The following is a 24,625-nucleotide window of genomic DNA, read 5'->3' on the forward strand; positions in this document are numbered from 1 at the left end:
AATTAAACAATTAAGATGAAACGAGTTTCGAAAATAGCAACATATGCAGCGCTCGCATTACTTCCTGTATTTGGGAGCAGCTGTACCGATCTGACTGAAAATGTGTATGACCAGATTGATACACGTAATTTCTATAATAATAAAGAAGAAGTAGTATCCGCAGTATTAAGACCATATACCCATGCGAATGCATGGTTAACGCCGGGTCAGAATGGATGGTGGCGTCTGAGTGAGTTATCCGCAGATCAGCTGGCATGGCCACAGAAAGGTCGTCATGGTTATGATGGTGGTAACTGGATCCGCCTGCACTATCATACATGGCTGGTGGATGATGGTCCGATCCTGGACTGTTGGTATCTGACATGGACGGGTTTAGGTTTCTGTACTACTGCCATTGAAAACCTGGAGCGTCGTGAAGCCGGTGAGATGGGTATTACACAGGCAGAAAAGGATGCATATGTGTCTGAGTTAAGATTACTGCGTGCATTTCACTATCTCCGTATCATGGATATCTGGGGTAATGTACCTATCGTAACACAGGTAGGTATTCCGGTTAGTCCGCCTACAGCAACGCGTAAAGAGGTATTTGAATTTGTTGAAAAAGAGATCCTTGATCATATTGAAGATGCTCCGGTACTGAGTAAGGCACTGATCGGACGTATGTCTAAAGCAGGTGCTTATTCAATGCTTGTTGAACTGTATCTGAATGCGGAAAAATGGACAGGTACGCCAAGATGGGATGACTGTATCGCTGCTGCCAATAAACTCATCAGCGGTGAAGCAGGTGGTATGAATGGTGCGCTTGCACTGGATCCGAATATCACAGATACCTATAAACCGGATAACGATCTGTCTAAAGAAATCATCTTTTCTATAGCATATGATTATCAGGTGGCAGACTTTACACCACAGTGGACAGGCGATTTCTACCACTTTAATCAGGGTCTTATCAACGGTAATGATCGTAATGGTAATGATGGTGTGGTGGTAATCCCAGGTGTATACACCACTTTCAGTGATGCAGATAAACGCAAGAAAGAATGGATATCAGAAGGACCACAGTGGAAATATGGTTCAAATGGTACTGATCCTGTAATATCAAGCGGTGGTAATGAATATAATGGTCAGCAGCTGGTATTTGTTGATAACATCCGTAAAAACAAACTCGGTAGCACTGTATCAGATATGACGCAGGGTGAAGAAAATAGCGGTGTCCGTTTCAATAAATATAAACTGGGTGCCATCAATGATCCTCATTACAGAAGCACTGACTGGGCTGTTTACCGTTTATCATGGGTATATTTTGCAAAAGCAGAGGCACTTATGCGTAAGAATGGCGGAACAGCTACACAGGAAGCGGTTGACCTGATCAACGCCTGTAAACAACGTGCTTTTGCACCAGAAGTATGGGAAGCCAATAAGTACACTGTTTCTACACTGACTATGGATGAACTGCTGGCCGAACTGGGTCGTGAGTTTATCTTTGAAGGTTACCGTCGTCAGGAACTGATCCGTTGGAATAAGTTTACCACTGCTTCATGGTGGGATCACAAACCTTCTGAGCAATTCAGAGAGCTGTTTGCCATTCCTCAGGTGCAGCGTGCATTGAACGTTAATCTGGAACAGAATCCGGGCTATCCTAAATAGTGAGTTTACCTGCACTACTTGCCGTGCGGTTTATATAAACGAACATCAGATGTCGTCATGCCCTTCCGGCTGGCGACATTTGTGTTTTATCTGCGCGGTACGCATTTATAATGCGTACCGCGCATTTTACTTTGTATCCTATTGCCGTTTGTTAACACAATGATCTTGGATGGTAACATTATCGTGCTATGTGTTTTTTGATTGGTAATCAGGACATTTGTTGAAGAAGTCTGAGTTTGCCCATATACCTGACAGATCTGACCTGTTATGCATATTTTCCAATCTCAATTTTAGGACTTAGAATAAATTATTGTAGTACCCTGACAGTTGTAGCATTGTTAGTAAATTATTAGTGAATAGTTCATGTATCGCGGATCACCCTTATCATTAAGCGTCTATACTATCAGATGGTCAAGGTAACCCTGTGTAAATACATATATAAGTTAATGGTACTGACACATGCCGGCCAATATCCCGGTAATATTGCGCTGTAAGAGGTTTTTATATAAAATATGTCATTATAAAATTTAAAATAAACAGATAAGCTATACCAATGAAAGTATTTATTAAATCCGCAGCAGCTGCGATGTTTGTGATCAGTGCTGCTTTATCCGCGAATGCGCAATCATATATTCAGGATCAGACTACGAGTGCACAGAATGCCAATTTCTGGATTTCCGGGTACGGAAAAACCAGTAATGGACTATGGCTGGCGAAGGACGGTGCTGATGTGGCTATTACGGGTATCCGTATTACCAACTTCGCTGAGACGCGCGGGGCTAACTTTCAGCTGACCAATGGGTCTACACCCGGACTGGCAACATGGGTCCATGATGGTACTACCTGGGTGGAACGCATGAGAATTGCTTCCAACGGTTGGGTGGGAATAGGTACCACTACGCCCGGTGATCTGTTTGAAGTGAAAGGCGCTGTTGGTAGTATGAGATTTTCCAAAGATGGTAATGGTATTTCTTTCAACAGACCGAATGCAAACTATATCGTTGCAAATAACCCCGGTGGTTTCTTCATCTTCCAGACCGGTGGAGGGAACGAGCGTATGCGTATAGATAGTACCGGTAACGTGGGGTTCGGCGTTACGGTGCCGGTTGCGAAGGTTGACATTGGTGGCCTTGGAGAGCCATTGAGAGTTTCCCGTACTGGTGCCGGTACATGGTCTATGACGCTTACTCCTGATCCGACGGGTGCAGGTAGTAGTTTGCATATGAATTCACTGACATTGGCGAACAGAACATCTACCGGCGACTTTGCTATCGCTACGCAGTCAACCGGGCAACCGACATTTGTTGTTAAACAGAATGGTAATGTTGGTATCGGCACCACAGATCCCAAGGCTTATAAGCTCGCTGTAGAAGGAACTATCGGCGCCAGAAAGATAAAGGTGACACAACAGGTTGGCTGGGCCGACTTTGTATTTGAACCAGATTATAAACTCCCCTCTTTATCTGAAGTGGAACAATTCATTATTGCACATAAACACCTGCCGGATGTACCTTCTGCCAAAGAAGTGGCTAAAGAGGGTGTAGATCTTGGTGAAATGAATAAGATCCTGTTGCAGAAAATAGAAGAACTGACACTGCATATGATCGAGCTGCAGAAAGAGGTGAAAGAGCTGAAGGCTGTTGCAGGAAAAGAAGCTAAATAGACATTAAAATGCGCCAGCCGGCGCTGTCAGGTTAATATAGTTGAACAAGCCGTCTCTATCTGTAAGGAGACGGCTTTGTTGTGTACACTAAGTTTATTCGGGCAGCATTGAGCTGGTTAAGGCAGTTCGTCAAACAGTGATAATTGTATCGTATTATCCGGCCGGTTATTGACCGGAACAATCTCCCCAAAATTAGACAGAGATATTCCCAATAAGCGTACTGGTTTGTCTTCTGGTTCAGTTGCCAGCAATAGCTGTTTCGCGGTTTCCAGTATCTTCTCCAGATCACCGACAGGAAAAGGGAAGGACTGATTACGGGTGATCTGCCTGAAATCGCTGTATTTGATCTTTAAAGTAACCGTTCTGCCTTTCAGCCCATATCGTTTTAATCGTTCGTATACCGTTACTGCAATCTTTTCCAGTTCTGCATTCATCTCTTCCGTGCGCGTCAGGTCATAAGGGAAGGTATCTTCTGCGCCGAGAGATTTTGTTTCGCGATGTGGTTGTATTTCCCGTTCGTCAATGCCTCTGACAATCCTGTAATAGAATGCGCCTACTTTCCCGAAGTGCGTTTTCAGGTCATTTTCAGATAAGCGTTTCAGGTCTGCGCCGGTGTGCAGGCCCATTCGTTTCATCTTTTCTGCTGTGACTTTCCCTACACCAAAGAACTTCTCAACCGGTAATTTTTCCATGAAGGATTCAATGGAAGAAGGACCGATGAAGGTGAGTCCGTCGGGCTTATTCAGATCGGAAGCAATCTTTGCGACGAACTTATTCACAGATACGCCTGCGGAAGCGGTGAGCTGTAATTCGTCTTTAATAGCCTGTTTGATGAGTTTTGCAATTTCGATGGCTGAACCGATCTGTTGTTTGTCTTCGGTGACATCCAGAAATGCTTCATCCAGAGAGAGAGGTTCAATGATATCGGTATGGCGGGAAAATATCTCCCGTATTTTGCGGGAGGCTTCTTTATAGACATCGAATCTTGGTCTGATGAAAATCAGTTCAGGACAAAGCTGTAAAGCTCTTTTGGAGGGCATGGCAGAGCGAACGCCAAACTTACGCGCTTCATAGCTCGCTGTTGCGACCACGCCACCTCTACCTTCGGGAGATCCACCTACTGCTATTGCTTTACCGCGATAATCAGGGTTGTCACGTTGTTCTACAGACGCATAAATGCATCCATGTCAATATGAATGATCTTCCGTAGTTTCTTATTTGTTTCACTCTCCATGTTAGCCGTAGATCTACAAAGCTACGTCAGTTTACCGAGGAATTGTTCTGCGTGGTGCAGGTGTGATTTAACACCTGTTTATCCATTTTATCCAGCATATTTACCAGCATACCCAGCCTTTGATTGTCTCCAGAAAATCCCTGTGCTGGTGCATGAAGCGCCAGAAAAGCCCATCCCATACCTGACACCAGTCCCCTTTCGGATAGTTGCTCATCTTCAGCACATAATTGCTGCTGCTGATATATGGTTTTGTGCTCATCAGTCCTCCATCAGCAAACTGACTCATCCCATATACATTGGGCACCATCACCCAGTCATATGCGTCGATATATAATTCCATGAACCACTGATAAATGGCATCGGGATCCAGTTCGCAGAGTAACATAAAATTGCCCAATATCATGAGTCGTTCTATGTGATGCGTGTATCCGTGTCTGAGTAATTTATGAATGGTCTGGTCTATGGGAGGAATGCCGGTATCACCGGTATAAAAACTATCGGGCATTGGACGTTTGTGATCCCAGAAATTAGTCGTGCGTTGCCTGCTGCCTTCCCTTCTGTACAGTATTCTGATAAACTCCCGCCAGCCGAGAATCTGCCTGATAAATCCTTCCAGTGAGTTCAGGGGTATTTTGTATGCAGGCGCCATGGTGATGGCTTTTTCCAATATCTGCATGGGCATCAGCAGACCGATATTCAAAGCCGGCGTCAACATGCTGTGATACAGGATGCTTTCCGTCTGAACGATCGCGTCTTCATAAATACCAAATTTATGGAAACGTTCTTCGATGAATTGTTCCAGCCAATGTTCTGCCTGTTGGTGTGTAACGGGATAGCGGCATGTTGCTGCATTTCCGGGGTTGTTTTTATAATGTGTCTGTACGTAGTCAATAGCTTCTTTTAAATACTTACCGGCTGAGGGGTAACGGATATCAGGAATACTTTCTCCTTTGGGGATCTTTTCCCGGTTATCTGCATCAAAGCTCCAGTGGCCGCCCACAGGTCCTTTGTGATCAATGAGTATCTGATGGGTTTTGCGCTGGTGAATGTAGAAGTCCTGCATGAAATAGCGCTTCCGCTTGTCGAAGAAATCGGTCACCTCATCCGGACGATTGATGAAACCGGGATTGGTGTAAATGCGGGGTACCATATTATGCTGTCTGCAGTATCTGTTGATACGTCGTTCCAGCAGATAATCGTCGGTTTCTGCATAGTGCAGTTCGTATACTTTTTTGCCGTGCAGCCATTTAATGAGTGCAGCTACTGTCGCATGTTTATCTGTGCTGTCGATGTAACTGACCTGATAACCCTTCTGCTCGAGGAAGTGCCGGTAATACTGCATACTGGCCCGGTGTAAGGTGAGCTTATGTTGGTGAAAAGGATATTGTGTGAAATAAAGCGCTTCTTCCACGAGGTATACCTGTCTGCTTTTGTCCAGAGCCGGATGTTGTTTGTACAACTGGTGTGGAAATATCAATGTGACCGCTTCCTGTGACATATGGGGTTATTTAAAACAAGAGCAGCAAAGAACATACCCTTTCCCGATAGGGAGACAATCGCCAAAAAAATGTTAAAGTGGTCTCTTCATTTATGGAAAGAACGAATTTACTGCATCATACCGAAAACATTCATTTACCCTAAATTCTATTTTGCTATGCAGTATGCCTTACTTTTCCTTGCAAGTTTATCAATACCTGTGTGGCTGAGCTCCGGTGTGGGGTTCTCCGGTCGTCGTACGGAGAAAATAGCTTCCGCGCTGACAGATGATAAAAGGTCATCGATTGGTATGTAAAGCCGGGTAACAATTGGGTATATCAGAATGGCAGCGGCGATTGCTATCTGTATGTCAATATCAAAAGTGGGGAAGGAGAGGCTACTAAACCAAGGGTGCCGCTGAATATATCACTGGTACTGGACAGAAGTGGCTCTATGAGTGGTGAGAAGATCAGGTATGCCAGACAGGCGGCTAAGTTCCTGATAGACCAGCTGAATAGCGCAGATCATTTGTCGATCGTCAACTATGATGACCGGGTAGAGGTGACAAGTCCCTCTCAGGCGGTTAAGAATAAAGAGGCCTTGAAAGCATCCATCGATAAGATCAACGACCGTGGTTCCACTAATCTTAGCGGTGGTATGCTGGAAGGATATACACAAGTAAAAAGTACCCGCAAAGAGGGGTATGTGAACAGGGTACTGTTGCTGACAGACGGATTGGCCAATCAGGGGATTACCGATCCGCAGGCACTGAAAAGACTGGCAGAGAACAAGTATAAGGAGGAGGGGATTGCGTTATCCACATTTGGTGTGGGAGCGGACTATAACGAAGACCTGCTGACCATGCTGGCTGAAAACGGAAGGGCGAACTATTACTTTATCGACAGTCCGGATAAGATCCCGCAGATATTCGCCAGTGAGTTAAAAGGGCTCTTAAGTGTAGTGGCACAGAACGCATGGGCGGAGATCAGTATTCCACAGGATATGGAATGTACTTATGTGTATGGTTATCCTTATGAAGTGAAGGGAGGGAAGGTACTGGTCCGTTTTAATGACCTCTATGCGAACGATGAAAAAGCCATCCTGATCAAGCTGAGAAGTAAAGGAACGTATACCACCAATCTGCGTTTTGATTGTACACTGGGTTATACAAATGTTTCCTCATTTGAACAGGTAAAAGAAAGCAAACCGGTGCAGATAAAGATCACCAACGATAAGGAACTGGTAGCAAAAGGAGAAGATAAGGAAGTACAGGAAATGCTGGCGCTGTTTGAATCTACCCAGAGCTTTGATGATATCATGGCCGATGTGGATAAAGGTGAGTACGATGCTGCCCGTAAAAAAGGACAGGCAGCCGTAAATGTGCTGAAGGAGAAGCAGCTGCGGTATAATTCTCCTAAACTACAGGAGCAGGTGACTAAAATGTCATCATACGTACAACAGATGGATTCTGTACGGGTGATGCGGGAGTCTGATAAGAGTATGTATCAGAAGATGAATAAGTCTTCCAACTACAACGTGAAAAAGATGAAGAGTATTAAATAATAACGGTCACCATCAATAAGAGAACGCCTGATCATTATGATCAGGCGTTGCTGTCTTATTTACTGTAGTGCTTAGTCTACCATAACGAGCACCTACACGATAATACTTACTTTATGCTTTCTCCAGTACTTCGAATTGTTCATCTGCACTTGGACCATAGCTACCCGGAATCGGAACGTCCAGCAGGCGGAGGTATACACCTAATTGCGCTCTGTGGTGTACGATCTGGGAATAGCTGATACGGATGAATTCAGCTTTGGTGGATTTGCTATAGATATCTTCACCATTTCTGAGGATCCATTGTTCATCCAGTTCAGGCAGCTGTGCTTTAGCCAGTCTTGCTTTTCCTGCAGCCAAAGTTTCTTCAAAATAGGCTAATAATTCTTTTACGTTGTTGATCACTTTAGGATCGTAAGGAGCAGTAGCGAAGTCCAGTTCCTCTGTATCCAGCACCATGTTTACCCAACCCGGGAGTTCGCCGATGTGTGTAGCCAGTCTGATCACAGACATGCTCTTTGGGTGCGGCTGCCAGTTGAACTTGTCTTCAGGAATAATGGAAAGCATCTTACGGGTGGTTTGTGCTTCCTGTTCCATTTCTTTAAGGAGAGATTGAATGATTTCCATGATTGCGTTGTTTTGTGATTCTGAAACAAAGTAACAGCTGCCTTGTGACAACCCTATGTCAGTAGCCTGTCAACAAACTGAAAATTTTTTCTAATCTACCAGCAACGCCTGATATTCTTTCTCAAAAGACTCTCCATAAATGTGTTCATATTCCTTTGCAAAACTGTTATAAACCGCTCTGGCGGCTGCATGTTGTCTGAGGGCAACCAGTGCCCTGCATTTAAACATGACAGCATCTTCGCTAAGCGGATCAAAGTTGAGGATGCTATTGGCGATAGCGATCAGTTGTCCGGGGCATATTTATGTGTATTCCTCTGCAGCTGGTGCAGGAAAAGGGTGGTAATACCGGTAGAGATGTCTGACTTGAACTTATCCAGCCAACCGTATTCGGTTTCGGTCAGCAGGCCTCCCCGGGCAGTAAGGGTTACCAGTGTGGAGATCTGCTCGGGGATATCGGTAGCTGCCTTTTCAAAGTACTGTAAGAGGTCAATGCTGACCTGTTCATCATTGAAATAGAGCAGCCATTTGTCGTTAACCTTTTCCAGTGTATAGGGGCCGACTTTGTCAAGAAGGTTCTTCAGTTTGACAATGTTGACAGAGCGGTTATTTCTGGCATCTTTTCCTGAGCGTCCGGGCCAGAGCACTTCATTGATCCTGTCAGATGTAATCCCTTTTTTGTCGGGTATGCTATGCAGCAGGAGGAGCAGGAACAGTTCTTTCAGCAGGGGACTGAATAAACGGGTGATATTATTGCCTTCATTGTCCAGTACGGTGAATTGTCCAAATAGAAAGATAGCTGGTCCGGCAGGAGAAGCGACAAGCGTTGTTTCGGTGAGGTCTTTACTGATCGTCAGCATAAGCGGTACCGGCGTGACTATTGTCTGATCAGCCGGAGGAGGAGTAGACATAGAGGGGCCCATGGTGCGTCGCATACTGAATAAGATACCCAGACAGAATAACACACCGATGCCTGTTGACAGCCATAATACCCAATGACTGGCAGGCGTGGTCTCCTCCGGTGCGACAAGCAGGGCCGGTGGGAAAGGATGGTATAAATACGGATCTGGGTAACATGATTTTCAGGGGTATATAATACAACAGCGATTAGTTTTTGTGCTTTTTCGTAGTAAAACAGCTCGGCTCTTGACCGGATATCGAAATAGCGGAAGGGAATGGCGGATGCTAATGGTGTGTATGTTGGTTGGGTCAGGGAACCTTTGATCAGTTGCAGGGAAGACTGCATTTTGTCATTGGCGAAGGTCAGGGCATAATAGCTTTTTTCCTTTGTATCGATGACCATGGAGTTGCCGAAAGCAAAAGGGTGTTCAGGTGCCGGCAATTCATATATTTTTTTGAAAGCCCCTGTTTTTGCATCAAAAAGGTTCAGGTCATAGAGGTTGTGAGGATTGAGCAGTTGATCGCCATTGACGCTGCCCCGGCCACCGATGATATAAGCGGAATCGCCGGCTGCAGTCGTACCGAGCGCCGCCTGATAGCGGGGTGTGTAGGTATCCCCACTGGTATTGAGTAGCTGCCATTGGCCGGTGGCGATGTTGTATCGTTGTACCTGATTGGTGTAGCGGTAGTTGCCATAACCGCCTATGACATAGATGGCACTGTCAAAGCCGGCGTAGAACCGGTTGGCATGCCAATACTTAGTAACGCTGTCATTGTCTACAGAGAGGTTCCATGTGTGATTGGCGGTGTTGTAGGTGCTGACCTTTTTCAGGTCGGTCAGGAAATTGTAGAGCCGATTACCGCCAAAGACGGACTGATTTCCGGCAGGCAGACCATGCGCCTGTGTCAGACTATCCGCACGCAGGAGGTTTTTGTTACAGTCATAGCGGAACATGGTATCGCGGGCACAGATATATAAGACCACTTTCTTTATCGAAGGCGACACTGGCGTTGCCCATGGTGGTGAAGTCCGTTGCCTGTTGCCAGTTGCGATAGACGTGCGCCAGCCAGATCGGATGGTCTATTTCGGCTACCTGCTGATGGATAATGTCGGTGTCTTTATTGCCGGTATACTGGCGTAAGGGCCAGTGGTGTACGAGGGTCTCTTCCCGGTACAACTGAATGTCCCGTAGCCGCATAGGAGGGAGGTCAAAGGTCTGTGCCCGGTCATACCGGTTGGCGCCAAAATAGAGTCTCCATTCCTTTCCCGGTGTAAAATGCAGGGGGGCCTTGCCGACCACCTGACCGTTCATATGCAGGGTCAGGGAGTGCTGTAAATGATTCACATCCAATTGCAGCTGCTGCCAGTCATGAATGAAAGGAGCGGGTGCTGTCTTCAGGGAGATCCCTGAATATTCATCCCCGGCTATCAGTTCAAAGGACTGTGTACGGACATTATATACGAGATCAATATGCTGGTCTTTTTCATCGGTGAGACGAAACACATATCCGAAGTAAGAGGCAATATTGGGAATAAAAGAGATGTCGAATCTGAGGCTGAATTGTTTTCCGGCAACGAAAGGCTTATCGGGAAACATGTTCATACCGGTCCTTGCATCCGGGTCTATATCCTTACTGGCGAATTCAAGTCCGTATTTTTCCTGGGCAAACAGCAACCCGGGCATTATAATTAACAATGCTAATAATGTGTATCTATGGAGGCGTTTCTTCAATAAAATATGTTCACCGGCAACCCACATTGTTCCCTGTTTTGAGACAGCAAGTTATATTCTTTCTGCGCAACGTAGTGTTAACTTTTCTTTAACAGTGACTATTTGGCTAAACTATAAACGAATGTTATTCAGTCTATTAATGTGTTAACATACATAGATTAATAAGATTAGTCAACCCCGTTAATCCCCTGTTAATGCCCCTGTTTATACCCCAGACCTTCCTTTGCGGGACATTAACGCTATTTCCAATTATTACAAACAATCACAACAGAAACATCATGAAAAGATGGTTATGCGTCCTCTTACTGACTTGTTGTGTTTTTAGCACTTATGCGCAATCGCGTATTGTTAAAGGCCGGGTCACTGACGAAACGGGGCAACCTGTGATCGGTGCAACAATTAAAGTATCGGGGACCACCAACGGGACGGGGACAGATGAAAAAGGTAATTTCCATCTGAACACAACTGACAAACCTGTGCTGATCTTCAGCTCTATCGGGTACAGAACAGACACTTTACCGGTTACTACACAGTCAGACATTCATATGGTATTGCGTAGCAATGTAGCGGCGCTGAATGATGTGGTAGTAGTGGGGTATGGTACAACGAAAAAAGTAAACCTGACCGGTGCTGTATCACAGGTATCCGGAAAGGTGCTGGAAAACCGTCCTATTCCTAACCTGAGTCAGGGCCTGCAGGGGGTAATTCCCAACCTGAATCTGGTGATGGGAGATGGTAAGCCGATCCAGTCGCCGGCATTTAATATCCGCGGTACGACTTCCATTGGTCAGGGAGGTAATGCCCTTGTACTGATCGATGGAGTAGAAGGTGATCCGAGTATGCTGAATCCGGCGGATGTGGCCAGTATCTCTGTACTGAAAGACGCTTCCTCAGCTGCTATTTATGGCGCCAGAGCAGCTTTTGGTGTAGTGCTGATCACCACCAAAACACCTGTTAAAGACAAACTGACGGTTAATTACTCTTCCAACTATTCTGTAAAGAAACCGACCACCGTACCTGATATGGTGACCAATGGTTATGAGTATGCGAAGAACTTCAATGAGGCGTGGTCTGCCTGGAATGACTATTCCCAGACGCCGCAGAATATCAACAAAACCCAGAAATTCTCACCTGCTTACCTCGAAGCACTGAAGGCGCACAACGATAATCCATCCCTGCCGAAGACGGAGCTGGACGGAGCGGTAACTATGTATATTATGGTAATACGGATTGGTATGGCCTGTTGTACAAGAACCGCACAACCGCGATGGATCAGAACCTGTCTGTATCCGGAAGCAGTGGGAAAGCAAGTTATGCCGTATCCGGCCGTTACTACGGACAAGACGGTCTGTTCCGTTTTAACTCGGATGATTACAGCATGTACAACGTACGCGCTAAAGGTAATATCCAGCTGACCGACTGGTTACAGGTGTATAACAATACTGAATATTCCAGCAGGGAGTATCATAACCCCCTGAACGTTGGTGAAGGTGGTGGCATCTGGAGAAACATGGCGGATGAGGCGCATCCTTCTTCTATGTTGTTCAATCCAGATGGTACACTGACTTACACGGCGGCTTACACAGTAGGCGATTTTGTATATGGCAAGAACGGTATTGATTTCAACCGTGCGTTATTCCGTAATACAACTGGTTTCATTGCCAACGTATTCAAGAATAAGTTCAGACTCAGAGGAGACTTCACTTATCAGAGCATTGCAGATAAACAAAAACGTCTGCGTGTACAGGTGCCTTACAGTGCTGCGCCGGGCGTAGTAGCTTATGTGGGTACCGGTTACAATGACCTGATGATGAAAGACTCTACCAACAGGTATTTTGCCTCCAACGTGTATGGTGAGTATGAAAATACTTTTGCCGGCGGTCATTACCTGAAGGTACTGGGAGGTTTCAACTATGAGCAGGCCACTTATACCGGTCTGGCGGTAACAAGAAATGGTCTGATCTACAGTGATGCAAAAGACCTGAACCTTGCACTGGGTAGCAACATTGTTACTGCTGGTGGTTATGAGAAATGGGCGATTCAGGGTGAGTTCTTCCGTGTGAACTATGGATACAAAGATCGTTACTTACTGGAGGTAAATGGCCGGTATGACGGTTCTTCCAAATTTCCTTCCAATCAGCGTTATGCATTCTTCCCGTCTGTATCTGCAGGTTGGAGAGTATCGCAGGAATCTTTCTGGCATGTACCCTCTAAGATCATGTCTGACCTGAAGATCCGTGGTTCCTATGGTTCACTGGGTAATGGTAACATCAACTCTTATGCTTTTCAGGAGCAGTTCCTGATTGCGCAATCCGGTCGTGTTATCAATGGTATCAGACCACAGACGACCAGTCAGCCGAATGTACTGCCAAATGGTCTTACATGGGAAACATCTACAACTACCAACGGTGGTATCGATATGGCATTCCTGAACAGCCGTCTGACAGCGAGCGGAGATGTTTATCTGCGCAGAACGACAGACATGTTCACTGTAGGCCAGACATTGCCGGCGGTATTTGGTACAGATGTACCTAAGGGAAACTATGCTAACCTGAAGACTATCGGATGGGAAGCGACTATCTCATGGAGAGATCAGTTCAAACTGGCTGACAAACCTTTCCATTATGGTATTACAGCGGTGATATCCGATTATACGGCGACTATCACAAAGTATAACAACACTAACAATAAGCTGTCTGATTATTATGCAGGTCAGAAGCTGGGAGAGATCTGGGGATATGAAAATGATGGCTACTGGACTGCACAGAATGTTGGTCAGGCGAAAGCTGCACAGGCTTTATTCAAAGCGTCCAACAGTGGTACATGGTTACCGGGTGATATCAAATTCAAAGACCAGAATAATGATGGCGTCATAAACAATGGTGCAAATACTGTAGCTGATCATGGAGATATGAAGATCATCGGTAATTCTACACCACGTTACAGCTATGGCCTGACGCTGGATGCCAACTGGAATAATTTCTTCTTCAGCACTTTCTTCCAGGGTGTTGGTAAACAGGATTGGTGGCCGGGTGCAGAATCAGATGTATTCTGGGGACAGTACAACAGACCTTACAACTTTATGCCTAAGTCTCAGGTAGGAAAGATCTGGTCAGAGCAGAACCCGGATGCATACTTCCCACGTTACCGTGGTTATATCGCGCAGAATGGCTCCGGTGTATTGAATGCAAAGCAATCCAAATATCTGCAGAACGCGGCTTATATCCGTCTGAAGAATATTCAGGTAGGTTATAATCTGCCGAAGACATTTATCAGTCGTGCGAAATTGTCTGCAGCCCGTGTATTCCTTTCTGCAGAGAACCTGTGGGCACACTCTCCTATGTTTAAGGTAACAAAAGACCTAGATCCTGAGAGCATTGGCAGATCAGATACTGTCACTGATTCCGGTAACTCCGGTAATGGTAACAACTATCCTATCCTGAAGAGTATGACCCTTGGTCTGAATGTTACATTCTGATAAATAACACAATCAAAAGATAGTAATGATACAACAATATTTTTCCCGGTTACAGCGCGTGATGATGATCGCAGGTGTGGCGGCTTTATTGAGCGGCTGTGCGAAGAACCTGGATCAGACGCCGGTAGCAACTGCTGATAAGGATGCTATTTTCGGTAGTGAAGCAGGTATGAAATTATATACCAACTCTTTTTACGATGTGCTGCCATCGATGGGAGATGTGTTCAGAAAAGATGCGATGGCGGACTACAGTGCGGTGAGTGCAGTGCCTGATTTCCTGAGAACCGGTGCGTATAATGCACGTGTGGCTGATGGATGGGACTGGAAGCAGTTGCGTAATATCAACTATTTCATCGTCAACTGTAACAATCCTGCAATAGACTCAACTACCCGTAACAACTACGTTGGTCTGGCGCGTTTCTTCCGTGCATACTTTTATTTCGAAAAGGTAAAGCGTTTTGGTAATGTGCCCTGGATTAACAAGCCACTGGATATTAATGATCAGGAAGGATTGTATGCAGGCAGGGATAACCGTACGCTGGTGATGGATTCTGTGATTGCGGATCTGGATTATGCAGCAGATCACATTACCTTAAAAAGTGATGCAAGCGCGAGCCAGATCACGAAATATGTGGTATATGGCCTGAAATCGAGAGTGTGTCTCTTTGAAGGTACTTTCCGTAAATACCAGACTTCCTATAATCTGGCGGGTACAGCACCGGCACTGTTACAACAGGCGGCTGATGCGGCAAAGAAGGTAATGGATGAAGGCGGTTTCGCGATCAATCAGACCGGAGGTGCAGGCGCTTCTTACCGTCAGCTGTTTATCAGTGCGGCGCCGGTGGCTACAGAAGTGATGCTGGCAAACGTGACCAGCAGTACATTAGCGGTATTCAATGACGCTAACTGGTATTTTACCTCTGCTACCTATGGTAACCGTCTGAGCTTTACCAGAACCTTCATTAATACCTACCTGAACATTGATGGTACACCGTTTACCAATGAAGCGGGACATGAAACGCAGACATTCGCGCAAGAAACACAGGGCCGGGACATGCGTTTGCAGCAGACCATCCGTATGGGATCCTATACCCGTACCGATAATGGAAAAACCGTTGCAGCTCCGCCTGTATTTTCTTATACTTACACTGGCTATATGCCGATCAAGTTTACGCTGGATGATACATATTATGACGGCGGTACAACCGGTACGAACTCCATCACGCTGATGCGTTATGCAGAGATTTTGCTGAACTATGCTGAAGCGATGGCAGAACTGGGTAAACTGTCTGATAATGATTGGGCGAAAACAGTAGGTGCACTGCGTGCGCGTGCTGGTATTACCGGTGGTATTACGGCTAAGCCGACGGTGGCTGACAACTATCTGAAAACAAATTATTTTCCGGATATTTCAGACGCAGCCTTGCTGGAGATACGCAGAGAGCGCGGTATAGAACTGGTATTAGAAGGTTTCCGTTTTCATGATCTGATCAGGTGGAAAGCAGGTGATCTGCTGACGAAGCCATGGGTTGGCATGTATGTGCCGGCACTGGATACACCTATGGATCTGAACGGAGATGGTGTACTGGATGTATGTTTTTACAAGACGGCGCCCGCTGAGCAGGTAAAGGGAGTTACGTATATCAATGTAAGTCCTGTACTGAGCAGTGGTACAAATCCGCAGGTATTATCAGATGATACACACGGTGAGATTCATTGGCTGGACAATGTATCCCGCGAATGGGATGATTACAGGTATCTTTACCCGGTGCCTTATACTGACCTGCAACTGAACCCTAAACTGGGACAGAATCCGGGTTGGGAGCTGTAAAGAATTAAATTAAATGATCATTATAAATACGAGATGCAGATGAAAAGAAAGATGCTCCTGATGGCTGTTTTTACCGTGCTGAGTTACGCTGTAATGGCGCAGAGAATGACGGTGGCCACTTACAACATGCGTAATGACAATAACAAGGAAGACGCTGCTCATGGCAACGGTTGGAAACAGCGGTATCCGGTGATTGCTTCCATGATCCGCTTTCATGGTTTTGATATTTTCGGAACACAGGAATGTATGCACCATCAGCTGGAAAACCTGAAAGATAGTCTGCCGGGTTATGCATATGTAGGGATAGGCCGTGATGACGGAAAGGAAGCTGGCGAGTATTCTGCAATCTTTTATAATGGTGTAAAGTTTAAATTGCTGGAACACGGAGATTTCTGGATGGGTGAAGAGACAGACAAGCCAAAGAAGGGGTGGGATGCTGTATTGCCAAGGATCTGTACATGGGGTAAATTCAAAGAGATCAAAACAGGGTTTACTTTTTATTTCTTCAACCTGCATATGGACCACGTAGGTGTAAAAGCACGTGCGGAGAGTGCGAAGCTGGTGATGGATAAGGTGAGAAAAATGGCGGGCAACATTCCGACTATTCTGACAGGCGACTTTAACGTGGATCAGCAAAGTGAATCTTATACATTGATCAATACTTCCGGTCTGTTGAAAGATGCGTATGAAACAACCGCTATCCGTTATGCGGAGAATGGTACTTTCAATGCATTCAATCCAAACAGTAAGACGGACAGCCGTATTGATCACATTTTCCTGACTAAACAATTCCGTGTGGAAAAGTATGGTATACTGACGGATACTTATCGCGGTCCGGTGGTAACAGAAAATGGCGACGACAAAGTGAGTTCGGCTGATTTCCCAAAAGAGGTATCACTGAAGAAGTACGTGGCACGTGTGCCATCTGATCACTTCCCGGTGATGGCGATTATTAGCTGGAAGTAAACAGCATCATACGTTATCATACAAAAAGCTCCTGTTGGTATCATCCGGCAGGAGCTTTTTGAATTTTTTCTGAAAATATTTTTTTTAGTGCAAGTATAGTTAGGAGAGCCTGAATGCCGCTATTGGTAAGGCGTATATGTAGTCTGGATAATAGTTGTTAACAGATCTTATTTTTTCTTTCTATAACAAGTAGTAGTACTCACTTGTGTTTCAATGAGTACATGTTTTAGGGGATGCTGATTAGCAATTAGTTGAAGGAAAAGCGAAAATGGAAGCTGTTGGAACACGCAATTAACGGGCTCCCTACTGAAACTGTCAGGATATATATTGCGTATGTTTATTATGTATTAACACGCTTAAGCTTTCGTAATTTTTTATGATGCACTTACCTGAAAACATAATCATGACTGTAGTATTTGGATTAATGCTGGCGCTCATTGTTTTTCTGCTGACCAGACATAATTTTTCCAAACATGGCAAGACAGACTATCAGAAGAAGATAGAGATTGCCAACAACGAAATGCTGTATTCCATCAGGCCTTTACTTGTTGAAAAGAAGGTGCCTTCGAAGGAAATCCTTGGAGCAGTTCGTTACTCAACCGCAAAGAAGTATGGAGTGGAACAAAATGACCTTTACGATGAATTTTCTCTGACGAGCGACTTAATTAATGAAACGATTGCCAATTCATTTCTGACTTCAGATGAGAAGCTGGAGTTCTGTAGTCTGCTGCAGTCTATTAAATAGAAGCAATCTGTTTTTTGCCGGCAAATGCCTTCTAAGTTAATTCTTAGAAGGCATTTTGCTTGCTGGCTTTTTAGTATTTTTTGCCGCTGTAGATTTAGAGGAGTTTGATTTATCAGTATCCGTTTTTGTTTTGGAAACTGTTTTAGCGGTTGTTGGTTTGCTGTTTGTTGCTTTTTCTGCGGATGTTTTTGCAGTAGCGGGTTTCGGCATAGTTGCCTTTGGCACCGGCTTCTTGCTGTTGATCCTTTTTATTTCTGTGCTGGCGAGGTCTTTTGCTTCCTGATCGCCGTATTTCAAGGTCTGCTCGTAGTACATCACTGCATGCTCATCATCTCCTTTTTTAGCGTAGATATTAGCGATGTTGTTCAGTACAATATAATCTTTTGGCGCGATAGCATTTGCTTTCAGGAAGGTTTTCAATGCATTGTCTGTATCTTCTTTCAGAGTGTATGCCAGACCGAGGTCGGAGAGGCTTTCCACGTGTTTAGGATAATATTTCAGCACAGTTTCAGAGATCAGCTTGATGTTGTCGGCCTGGCTTTTACCTACGTTGTAGATCTGGGCAACGTATTCCTGCACAGCATTCAGCATGAACTGTTCTGGTTTTTCCAGTGCTTTGTTATCAGACCATTTCCATTTATTGTCGATCGTGTGACCGTAGTTGATAGCGGACACCAGTTCTTTGGTCAGATAGGTATAATTATAGTTTTCACCCAGCATATAGATTTTGCCGAAGCGCATATCCAGACGGTTGGGGAATTTGGAGATACCGGTATTAATATATTTAAAACCTTTTCCCAGTGGTTCTTTCTTGTAACCTACCTCACTGGTATAACCGGCAGGGTCACCATTTTTGCCAGCTTTGAGGGCATTGGAGCCGTTGGCAGTATGGTTGATGGTCACTACTTCTGTTTTACTTTTGGAAACGTAATAGTTGAAGTATGCGATATAGAGTTCAGCGTCATTGGGCTTCGCTTTCTCCCATTTCGCCAGCAATACACGTTGTTTGGTAGTGTCGCCGCTAGTGCTTAACTTTTCGAAATCCTGCTTATAGTTTTGGGCAATAGTAGGGACAGAGAATGCTGTGGACAGCAATAAGAATGTAGAAAATCTTTTCATATTCATAGGATTGGAATAAACGGTACTACGCCGTTGATATAAAAAATCGAACCTTGTTCTTACTGGTTAGACCAGACCTTGGAGTACAAAGTTACTGAGATAATACTATTATTTGCCATATTTTGACCTGACGGTCATAAATAAGTTGCTTTCATAGATGCTTTGCGGTGAGATAACCGTTTCATTTACAGGAAGATTGTCCCCATAACGTTCACGGATAATCTCTTTCACTGGTTCACTGCTGAGATCAAATTCTTTCATCTTCTGCAATTTGCCCACTTCTACGCCAGCGGCTCTCTTATAGATCTTCCATATCAGCTCTGAGCAGTATATTTTATCGTCGGACCATTCGAAGTAAGCATCATAGGATTTGCCCAGCATTTTTTTGCCTTCGGCTTCCATCTTTTGCAATACCTGCGGTGTCAACTGTTTATCTGCATTTTTCAGCCGGCGTACTACATATTTTTTCCCTTCCCCATGTGAGATCCATTCGTCCAGTGGTGTCATCCGGACTGGTTGTACAGCCTCCAGTACATAGTCTTCATTTCCCACTTTCCAGATCAAGCCGCAGTGACTGAACTGCGAATGTGTGGCGAGTCTTACCGCGTGGCATTGCGGAGACATAGACGTCTGAAAAATAAGGTCCCCTGAGCGCAGCGGCGCTTCCTCTCTAAAGCCATACAATAATGTAAGTGTACTTAATGAGGTAATAACCAATCCTGTTGTGAGTATCTTCTTCATACGTAATCGGGAAACTGGATATAAGCGCTTACGTTATACACATATAAATTTAGTTAATTTTATCGCTACGCAAATGTTAAAATACTGGAAACAGGACTATTCCTATTGTATTTTAACCCCTTTTTATGCTTTTTTACCTCTTTGGGTGAGGAAAATTGATGAATGGTAGGAATTTGCTGAGTGCCACTACTTACTGTTTTAAGTAGCTATTGTGCTATTTGGCGCTTATACTTTGCATTTTGCTTCGTGGTGCACCGGGAACTTCACTGAGTTGGCGATAAAGCAAAGCTGGTTTGCTTTTTCATGTAGTGCGTTCGCCCTGTCAATCATGGCAGCATCTTTCACCGTTACTTCCGGATACAGGGTAACTCCGGAGAAATGACCGCCGCCATCTGCTGTTTCTACCATCGTTCCGGTGGCATGATCCACATAATCAACTACTACGACGCCGGCTTCTGCGCAAAGGTGCAGGTACCAGAGCATATGGCAGGAAGAAAGGGAAGCTACGAGCATTTCTTCCGGGTTATAACGGGTTTTGTCTCCCCGGAAGCTGGGATCGGAGGAGCCTGGAATTTCCGGCTTGCCATCGGTCTGTAAGATGTGATTGCGTTCATAAGCCTGATAGGCAGCAGTGCCGGCACCTGTATTGCCGGTCCAGCGGGTAGTCATCTTATAATGGTGCGTTCCTTTCATAATGATATCAGATAAGTGCCTGTTTAACCATTGTATTCCGCGAGCCGCTGCAAAAGCGGAAGAAAAGCCTCTATCAGTGCCAGTTCTTCGGCAGAGAAGAGCTTATCCATTGCTTTTACCAGCCATTCTTCTTTAATCCGTCTGTTTTCATACAGGTGCCGGATGCCCTTTTCTGTCAGAGATACCACCGATTTCCTTTTGTCGGTTTCATCCATCACGCGGTTGACGCAACCCACTTCTTCCAGCCGGTTGAGGATCTGAGAGATGGCCTGTGCCGATATACGCTCCATTTCTGCCAGAGCGGAGGGTAGCAATTTGCCGTGCTGGTCGAGCAGGCCCATTGTGAGTAACTCAGCATTGGAGAAATCGGAGCTGATGTTTTGTTTGCGTAGCTGCCTGACCAGACGGGTTACCGTACTGCGCAGGGAAGCGGCTACTTCATAAGTGTTTGCGGACATAATACAGAATCAATTTACAAAGTTACTTTACATTTTTGGAACTAACGCATTCTGAAGGGTTGATTGTCTGCTGAAATGCTATTTTCGGCTACTGACGGGCGTTTTATGTCTCCGGTAGGTGTTTTTACGGTCTTTTAGGAGCAGACGGGCAGGAAGAGAATGGCTGTGTTTCATAAAAAAGCTGTACTTTTGTAAAGTAACTTTATTAATTTACTTAATCAAATGTCAGTATTTCGTTCATTAAAACACCATAACTTCAGACTTCACTTTATAGGACAAGCCATATCACTCATCGGGACGTGGATGCAACGCGTAGCTATCAGCTGGCTGGTATACCGCATCACGGGTTCTGCTCTTCTACTTGGACTGGTGACTTTCCTCAGTCTGATACCTTCATTAGTGCTGGCTCCTTTTGCCGGCAGTTTCATTGACAGACATAATAAGTTCAAGGTAGTCATGGTCACCCAGATCGCATTGATGGTGCAGGCGGGTGTACTGGCGGCTATGGTCTGGTTGAATTATTACAGTATGATCTGGATCTCGGTATTGAGTCTGGCGCAGGGCCTGATAAACGCCTTTGATACGACAGCAAGGCAGGCACTGATGGTCGATCTGGTAGATGACAAAGAAGATCTGCCGAATGCCATTGCGTTAAACTCTTCTGCATTCAATGCTGCGCGACTGGTAGGACCGGCATTGGCGGGTATCATCCTTAGTTCATTCGGAGAGGATATCTGTTTTCTGATCAACTTCCTGAGTTTCATAGCGGTGATCTGTTGTTTGGTGATGATGAAACTGGCGCTGATACCAGCTTCCCGTTCAGATGTGAATATCTGGGCCGACCTGAGAAAGGGATATGAATACCTGAGAGAGTCCCCTGATCTTTCTTCACTCATAATGCTGTTGGCAGCTTCCAGTTTGCTGGTAATACCTTATACGACCTTACTGCCTGTTTTTGCCAAAGACGTTTTCCATGGTGATGCTACAACCTTTAGCTGGTTTGAAAGTGCTGCCGGATTGGGCGCATTGTTTGGCGCTGTGTTTATGGCTACTTTAAAGCCCGGCCGTGATCTTATCAGACTGACCATACTTTCCAGCACTGTGTTTGCAGTAGCCTTACTGGGACTGGCAGTATCTTCTTCTATTGTACTGGCGTTGGCAGCTACTGCTGCTACCGGCGGCGGATTGATGATCCAGAACTCCGCAATTAATACTTATCTGCAGACGCATGCTTCTTCTGAAATGCGTGCCAGAACACTGAGTTACTACATAATGTCTTATCAGGGAATGTTACCGATCGGTAGTCTGGTAATCGGATATCTCGCCCATTATTTTGGCGTGGGAGTAGTGGTGTTTGCGGAAGGGATTATGGGTATACTGATAGTCTTAGTATTTATGTTGCATCAGCGGGGTATCAGTCACTGGATAAGAGTCCTGCATGTCATCAGACTGCGTTACCTGCGATAGTTGCATGTAATAAAAAAAGTGTTCAGCCTGGCGCCGCAAACTACCAGACTGAAACACTTATAGGAAAACAACAATGGAAGCAAGGCCAGGCATAGATTATGTAAAAGGCCGGTCAGACAAACAATGGGGTTGGGGATATCAGTGCAAGCAGCAGGCGCCTTGCCACTATGCACTGACGGAGACCGCGGCTCCTGACAACATAATGGATGAGTGCTTCGGTACTATTTGATGAGTACCACGTTAAATGCTCTTACGATTGTCTGCACATCACTGTTAGAGCGCTTAGTATTTTTGAAACGGATGGCAGTGAAATTATTTTCGTTTACATCCGGGAGATACACATACAATGTTTTCACTTCTCCGGTGGAAAAAAAGAGGGTACATATGCCTTCGTATGAAATAGCAGCAGGTTGCAGCTGCATATCAATTCTGAATGTTACATTACTTTGAGAGAAAGCCTGATCAAATAGCACAAGCTCCTGATGCTGATCTCTTTCATCGCCGAATACCATTACCAGATCATCTTGTGATGTGGATAAAGGATCAATGTTATCTATTGAACCAAAAGAGGATATCTGCAATAATCCATCTGAATTTTTCAGTTCTCTGTTATCGATAGTCGCTACCGTTGTCACGGAGCCACCGGAAGAGAGCTGGGCTGGCCTGGATAAATAACCGGGATTACCATTATTAAAATAGGTTGCTACAAATTGGTTCATTCTTGATTTCAGCATAGTATATAAAAGATATTTAAGTCGTATCTGTAATGGCTGCATCGTTATGTCATGCAAGGGCATGAGCAGGGCTTGTCGCCACAGGATGCAACTCAGTTAATTGCTGCCGGCAAGGCAGTAAAATGAATGTGTTCTTGAAAGTGGCGCCTGCACTAAGCATGCGAACATGCAGGCGCCGTTAATCAGGAGTTTACATAGTCAAAATGTATTGCTTAACAAGATTGTTTCATGAGCTGAGGTGAAAAGAGTAATTACATAACCAAAGATTTGTACGTTACAAGATTGATTTTTAGTTGTTCAGAAGCATATTGATTGCTGCTGAACAGGGTTTTATATTCAATAGGAATGGTGTTTTATTTGTTTGATCTTCATGATTACCCTACAAAGATACAGGTGCATTACGCAGCCATCATGCGTAGTGAAAATAGCCTGAAAATATTCTGTAAACAGGTACTGCCGATATCGCAAACGTGGACTTGATATGGAGCTTGTGCTGAGTGGTGTTGTATGCTGTGAAATGTAGGTCTGATGTGGCTTTAGAGGTGTTCAGGTAACGCGGCAATAGCCGCCGGAGGTACCGGCAGCGATAAGAGGTATTTCAGTATAAAAAGATAAGATTCACATGATTATAAACAGTGTACAATACGATGGCAAAAATACTATTCGCGTTGAATAATAGTACGCACTGACTGATGATGAGATGTGATGAATGGCAGTTGTGCTGCATGATGCGCCGTGATCGTTTGTGTGGAGAAATATCGATGTATTACTGCCGGTATCTGCGGTGCCTGTATAGCAATGATATCGGCTACAAGATGTTGTTTGTTTGCCGACAAAATGGCTCCGTTAAAGGCTCTTATCTGTAAGGTGATGATCAGTGTACCTATACCGGCAACATCCACAGGAAATATTGTTCCTTCAAAAGGAACGGTAGCATCAATACTGCAAGTGCTTGTTTGTGTGCCCATCACGCGGCGTGTTGTACAATCAATCCGCGTAGCGATCATTTTTATTTCCAGTGCTGTAATGCCTTTGTATTGCCGCAATGTTTGTGCGGGTATATGCAGTGCATGATCCGCAGCAAAGAAAGGACTTACAGGGAAGAAATGATCAGTACCGGCGCACTGATTAAATCGAAAACCTTTTATCGCGTTGATTTGATGGCCGGCGGATGGAATGAGTGTCTTTGTCAGCCGGTTGACATGCGTGCTGTCGCAATGCACATCCAATGCTGTATAGATAGCATGACGGATAAATGCTGCCTTTTTACTGGCCATACCGAATCGTTGTGCGGCGCGTTTTGTTGCAACGGACTGACGTATCGTATCCGGTGTGCCACGCAGGAAATGTGCACTTTTGCGGCGATAGCCGACTATGTTTCCCAGGCGGCCGGTGAATTGAATAACAGATGTTTGTTTTGCCATAATAATGTATACTGTTTGTATGTAAATATAGCATTACCAGCTGCTGTCGGGAGACGGACAAATTGTGGATTGTCTAATGGTATTTCGGGTGTATCTGCGGATTATTTAAAGGTAATTCGGGTCGTGTTGAAT

Annotated in this window: 21 protein-coding genes and 1 pseudogene; 9 read left to right on the forward strand and 13 right to left on the reverse strand. The window is 45.0% G+C overall.

Annotated features, from left to right (window positions below; genetic code table 11):
- Positions 1 to 15 precede the first annotated feature (15 nt).
- Both FEF09_RS09880 and FEF09_RS30660 read left to right on the forward strand, forming a co-directional pair.
- Positions 16 to 1,647 (forward strand): RagB/SusD family nutrient uptake outer membrane protein, encoded by a 1,632-nt coding sequence (locus FEF09_RS09880; protein WP_146304954.1) that lies wholly within the window; start codon positions 16 to 18, stop codon positions 1,645 to 1,647.
- 553 nt (positions 1,648 to 2,200) lie between these two features.
- A complete protein-coding gene (locus FEF09_RS30660) occupies positions 2,201 to 3,310 on the forward strand; it encodes a hypothetical protein (protein ID WP_186774265.1) in 1,110 nt (369 codons plus the stop codon).
- A 116-nt stretch (positions 3,311 to 3,426) separates the two neighbouring features.
- On the opposite strand, the gene dinB is transcribed toward FEF09_RS30660, so the two are convergent.
- Together dinB and FEF09_RS09895 are read right to left on the reverse strand one after the other, a co-directional pair.
- Positions 3,427 to 4,488 carry a DNA polymerase IV gene (gene dinB / locus FEF09_RS09890; protein WP_222596946.1) on the reverse strand — a complete coding sequence of 354 codons (1,062 nt, stop codon included), beginning with the start codon at positions 4,486 to 4,488 and terminating at the stop codon, positions 3,427 to 3,429.
- Between the two features lie 156 nt (positions 4,489 to 4,644).
- Positions 4,645 to 6,042: a cryptochrome/photolyase family protein gene (locus FEF09_RS09895; protein WP_222596942.1), complete on the reverse strand. Its 1,398-nt coding sequence runs from the start codon at positions 6,040 to 6,042 to the stop codon at positions 4,645 to 4,647.
- A 389-nt stretch (positions 6,043 to 6,431) separates the two neighbouring features.
- Here FEF09_RS09895 and FEF09_RS09900 point away from each other — a divergent pair, with 389 nt between their 5' ends.
- Entirely contained in the window at positions 6,432 to 7,583 is a 1,152-nt protein-coding gene (locus FEF09_RS09900) for a vWA domain-containing protein (RefSeq protein WP_146304955.1), read from the forward strand.
- A 111-nt stretch (positions 7,584 to 7,694) separates the two neighbouring features.
- Here the strand turns inward: FEF09_RS09900 and FEF09_RS09905 are convergent, their stop codons facing one another.
- The 5 genes from FEF09_RS09905 to FEF09_RS09920 all read right to left on the reverse strand — a co-directional run bounded on the left by FEF09_RS09905 (position 7,695) and on the right by FEF09_RS09920 (position 10,789).
- A complete protein-coding gene (locus FEF09_RS09905) occupies positions 7,695 to 8,207 on the reverse strand; it encodes a DinB family protein (protein WP_146304956.1) in 513 nt (170 codons plus the stop codon).
- Positions 8,208 to 8,297: 90 nt separating this feature from the next.
- Complete coding sequence (locus FEF09_RS30670; protein ID WP_186774267.1) at positions 8,298 to 8,435, reverse strand: hypothetical protein; 138 nt, start codon at positions 8,433 to 8,435, stop codon at positions 8,298 to 8,300.
- A 53-nt stretch (positions 8,436 to 8,488) separates the two neighbouring features.
- Positions 8,489 to 9,139: a hypothetical protein gene (locus FEF09_RS09910; RefSeq protein WP_146304957.1), complete on the reverse strand. Its 651-nt coding sequence runs from the start codon at positions 9,137 to 9,139 to the stop codon at positions 8,489 to 8,491.
- The gene (locus FEF09_RS09915) at positions 9,082 to 10,059 is read right to left on the reverse strand and encodes a kelch repeat-containing protein (protein WP_146304958.1); all 978 of its coding nucleotides are present in this window, start codon (positions 10,057 to 10,059) and stop codon (positions 9,082 to 9,084) included. Before FEF09_RS09915 ends, FEF09_RS09910 begins: the two co-directional genes overlap by 58 nt.
- Positions 10,046 to 10,789 carry a hypothetical protein gene (locus tag FEF09_RS09920; RefSeq protein WP_186774268.1) on the reverse strand — a complete coding sequence of 248 codons (744 nt, stop codon included), beginning with the start codon at positions 10,787 to 10,789 and terminating at the stop codon, positions 10,046 to 10,048. Before FEF09_RS09920 ends, FEF09_RS09915 begins: the two co-directional genes overlap by 14 nt.
- 326 nt (positions 10,790 to 11,115) lie before the next feature.
- Here FEF09_RS09920 and FEF09_RS32810 point away from each other — a divergent pair.
- The 5 genes and pseudogenes from FEF09_RS32810 to FEF09_RS09940 all read left to right on the forward strand — a co-directional run.
- Positions 11,116 to 11,742 (forward strand): annotated as a pseudogene (locus tag FEF09_RS32810) (carboxypeptidase-like regulatory domain-containing protein); the annotation flags it as partial.
- Between the two features lie 362 nt (positions 11,743 to 12,104).
- Positions 12,105 to 14,315: a SusC/RagA family TonB-linked outer membrane protein gene (locus FEF09_RS09925; protein WP_222596943.1), complete on the forward strand. Its 2,211-nt coding sequence runs from the start codon at positions 12,105 to 12,107 to the stop codon at positions 14,313 to 14,315.
- 25 nt (positions 14,316 to 14,340) lie between these two features.
- Positions 14,341 to 16,146 (forward strand): RagB/SusD family nutrient uptake outer membrane protein, encoded by a 1,806-nt coding sequence (locus tag FEF09_RS09930; protein WP_261387403.1) that lies wholly within the window; start codon positions 14,341 to 14,343, stop codon positions 16,144 to 16,146.
- Between the two features lie 39 nt (positions 16,147 to 16,185).
- The gene (locus FEF09_RS09935) at positions 16,186 to 17,112 is read left to right on the forward strand and encodes an endonuclease/exonuclease/phosphatase family protein (RefSeq protein ID WP_146304960.1); all 927 of its coding nucleotides are present in this window, start codon (positions 16,186 to 16,188) and stop codon (positions 17,110 to 17,112) included.
- 403 nt (positions 17,113 to 17,515) lie between these two features.
- Positions 17,516 to 17,857 carry a hypothetical protein gene (locus FEF09_RS09940; protein WP_146304961.1) on the forward strand — a complete coding sequence of 114 codons (342 nt, stop codon included), beginning with the start codon at positions 17,516 to 17,518 and terminating at the stop codon, positions 17,855 to 17,857.
- A gap of 36 nt (positions 17,858 to 17,893) precedes the next feature.
- On the opposite strand, the gene FEF09_RS09945 is transcribed toward FEF09_RS09940, so the two are convergent.
- The 4 genes from FEF09_RS09945 to FEF09_RS09960 form a co-directional block, all read right to left on the reverse strand.
- Positions 17,894 to 18,976 (reverse strand): tetratricopeptide repeat protein, encoded by a 1,083-nt coding sequence (locus tag FEF09_RS09945; RefSeq protein ID WP_186774269.1) that lies wholly within the window; start codon positions 18,974 to 18,976, stop codon positions 17,894 to 17,896.
- A gap of 108 nt (positions 18,977 to 19,084) precedes the next feature.
- Complete coding sequence (locus FEF09_RS09950; protein WP_146304963.1) at positions 19,085 to 19,717, reverse strand: YiiX family permuted papain-like enzyme; 633 nt, start codon at positions 19,715 to 19,717, stop codon at positions 19,085 to 19,087.
- 225 nt (positions 19,718 to 19,942) lie between these two features.
- Positions 19,943 to 20,410: an OsmC family protein gene (locus FEF09_RS09955; RefSeq protein WP_146304964.1), complete on the reverse strand. Its 468-nt coding sequence runs from the start codon at positions 20,408 to 20,410 to the stop codon at positions 19,943 to 19,945.
- A gap of 23 nt (positions 20,411 to 20,433) precedes the next feature.
- Positions 20,434 to 20,868 (reverse strand): MarR family winged helix-turn-helix transcriptional regulator, encoded by a 435-nt coding sequence (locus tag FEF09_RS09960; RefSeq protein WP_146304965.1) that lies wholly within the window; start codon positions 20,866 to 20,868, stop codon positions 20,434 to 20,436.
- A gap of 222 nt (positions 20,869 to 21,090) precedes the next feature.
- On the opposite strand from FEF09_RS09960, the gene FEF09_RS09965 reads away from it, so the two are divergent.
- Entirely contained in the window at positions 21,091 to 22,335 is a 1,245-nt protein-coding gene (locus tag FEF09_RS09965) for an MFS transporter (RefSeq protein ID WP_146304966.1), read from the forward strand.
- A 221-nt stretch (positions 22,336 to 22,556) separates the two neighbouring features.
- Here the strand turns inward: FEF09_RS09965 and FEF09_RS09970 are convergent, their stop codons facing one another.
- Together FEF09_RS09970 and FEF09_RS09975 are read right to left on the reverse strand one after the other, a co-directional pair.
- Entirely contained in the window at positions 22,557 to 23,069 is a 513-nt protein-coding gene (locus FEF09_RS09970) for a hypothetical protein (protein ID WP_146304967.1), read from the reverse strand.
- Positions 23,070 to 23,728: 659 nt separating this feature from the next.
- Positions 23,729 to 24,493 carry a hypothetical protein gene (locus tag FEF09_RS09975; RefSeq protein WP_146304968.1) on the reverse strand — a complete coding sequence of 255 codons (765 nt, stop codon included), beginning with the start codon at positions 24,491 to 24,493 and terminating at the stop codon, positions 23,729 to 23,731.
- Positions 24,494 to 24,625 lie beyond the last annotated feature (132 nt).

The sequence above is a fragment of the Chitinophaga pinensis genome (assembly GCF_007896845.1).
GTDB classification, from domain to species: domain Bacteria; phylum Bacteroidota; class Bacteroidia; order Chitinophagales; family Chitinophagaceae; genus Chitinophaga; species Chitinophaga pinensis_C.

What these genes read in the sequence shown, in the direction of transcription:
- FEF09_RS09880 (WP_146304954.1), top strand. Translation starts at nt 16, where the DNA reads ATGAAACGAGTTTCGAAAATAGCAACATATGCAGCGCTCGCATTACTT.
- FEF09_RS30660 (WP_186774265.1), top strand. Translation starts at nt 2,201, where the DNA reads ATGAAAGTATTTATTAAATCCGCAGCAGCTGCGATGTTTGTGATCAGT.
- FEF09_RS09895 (WP_222596942.1), bottom strand. Translation starts at nt 6,042, where the DNA reads ATGTCACAGGAAGCGGTCACATTGATATTTCCACACCAGTTGTACAAA.
- FEF09_RS09905 (WP_146304956.1), bottom strand. Translation starts at nt 8,207, where the DNA reads ATGGAAATCATTCAATCTCTCCTTAAAGAAATGGAACAGGAAGCACAA.
- FEF09_RS30670 (WP_186774267.1), bottom strand. Translation starts at nt 8,435, where the DNA reads ATGTTTAAATGCAGGGCACTGGTTGCCCTCAGACAACATGCAGCCGCC.
- FEF09_RS09910 (WP_146304957.1), bottom strand. Translation starts at nt 9,139, where the DNA reads ATGCGACGCACCATGGGCCCCTCTATGTCTACTCCTCCTCCGGCTGAT.
- FEF09_RS09915 (WP_146304958.1), bottom strand. Translation starts at nt 10,059, where the DNA reads ATGTTCCGCTATGACTGTAACAAAAACCTCCTGCGTGCGGATAGTCTG.
- FEF09_RS09920 (WP_186774268.1), bottom strand. Translation starts at nt 10,789, where the DNA reads ATGCCCGGGTTGCTGTTTGCCCAGGAAAAATACGGACTTGAATTCGCC.
- FEF09_RS09925 (WP_222596943.1), top strand. Translation starts at nt 12,105, where the DNA reads ATGGATCAGAACCTGTCTGTATCCGGAAGCAGTGGGAAAGCAAGTTAT.
- FEF09_RS09930 (WP_261387403.1), top strand. Translation starts at nt 14,341, where the DNA reads ATGATACAACAATATTTTTCCCGGTTACAGCGCGTGATGATGATCGCA.
- FEF09_RS09935 (WP_146304960.1), top strand. Translation starts at nt 16,186, where the DNA reads ATGAAAAGAAAGATGCTCCTGATGGCTGTTTTTACCGTGCTGAGTTAC.
- FEF09_RS09940 (WP_146304961.1), top strand. Translation starts at nt 17,516, where the DNA reads ATGACTGTAGTATTTGGATTAATGCTGGCGCTCATTGTTTTTCTGCTG.
- FEF09_RS09945 (WP_186774269.1), bottom strand. Translation starts at nt 18,976, where the DNA reads ATGAAAAGATTTTCTACATTCTTATTGCTGTCCACAGCATTCTCTGTC.
- FEF09_RS09950 (WP_146304963.1), bottom strand. Translation starts at nt 19,717, where the DNA reads ATGAAGAAGATACTCACAACAGGATTGGTTATTACCTCATTAAGTACA.
- FEF09_RS09955 (WP_146304964.1), bottom strand. Translation starts at nt 20,410, where the DNA reads ATGAAAGGAACGCACCATTATAAGATGACTACCCGCTGGACCGGCAAT.
- FEF09_RS09960 (WP_146304965.1), bottom strand. Translation starts at nt 20,868, where the DNA reads ATGTCCGCAAACACTTATGAAGTAGCCGCTTCCCTGCGCAGTACGGTA.
- FEF09_RS09965 (WP_146304966.1), top strand. Translation starts at nt 21,091, where the DNA reads ATGTCAGTATTTCGTTCATTAAAACACCATAACTTCAGACTTCACTTT.
- FEF09_RS09970 (WP_146304967.1), bottom strand. Translation starts at nt 23,069, where the DNA reads ATGCTGAAATCAAGAATGAACCAATTTGTAGCAACCTATTTTAATAAT.
- FEF09_RS09975 (WP_146304968.1), bottom strand. Translation starts at nt 24,493, where the DNA reads ATGGCAAAACAAACATCTGTTATTCAATTCACCGGCCGCCTGGGAAAC.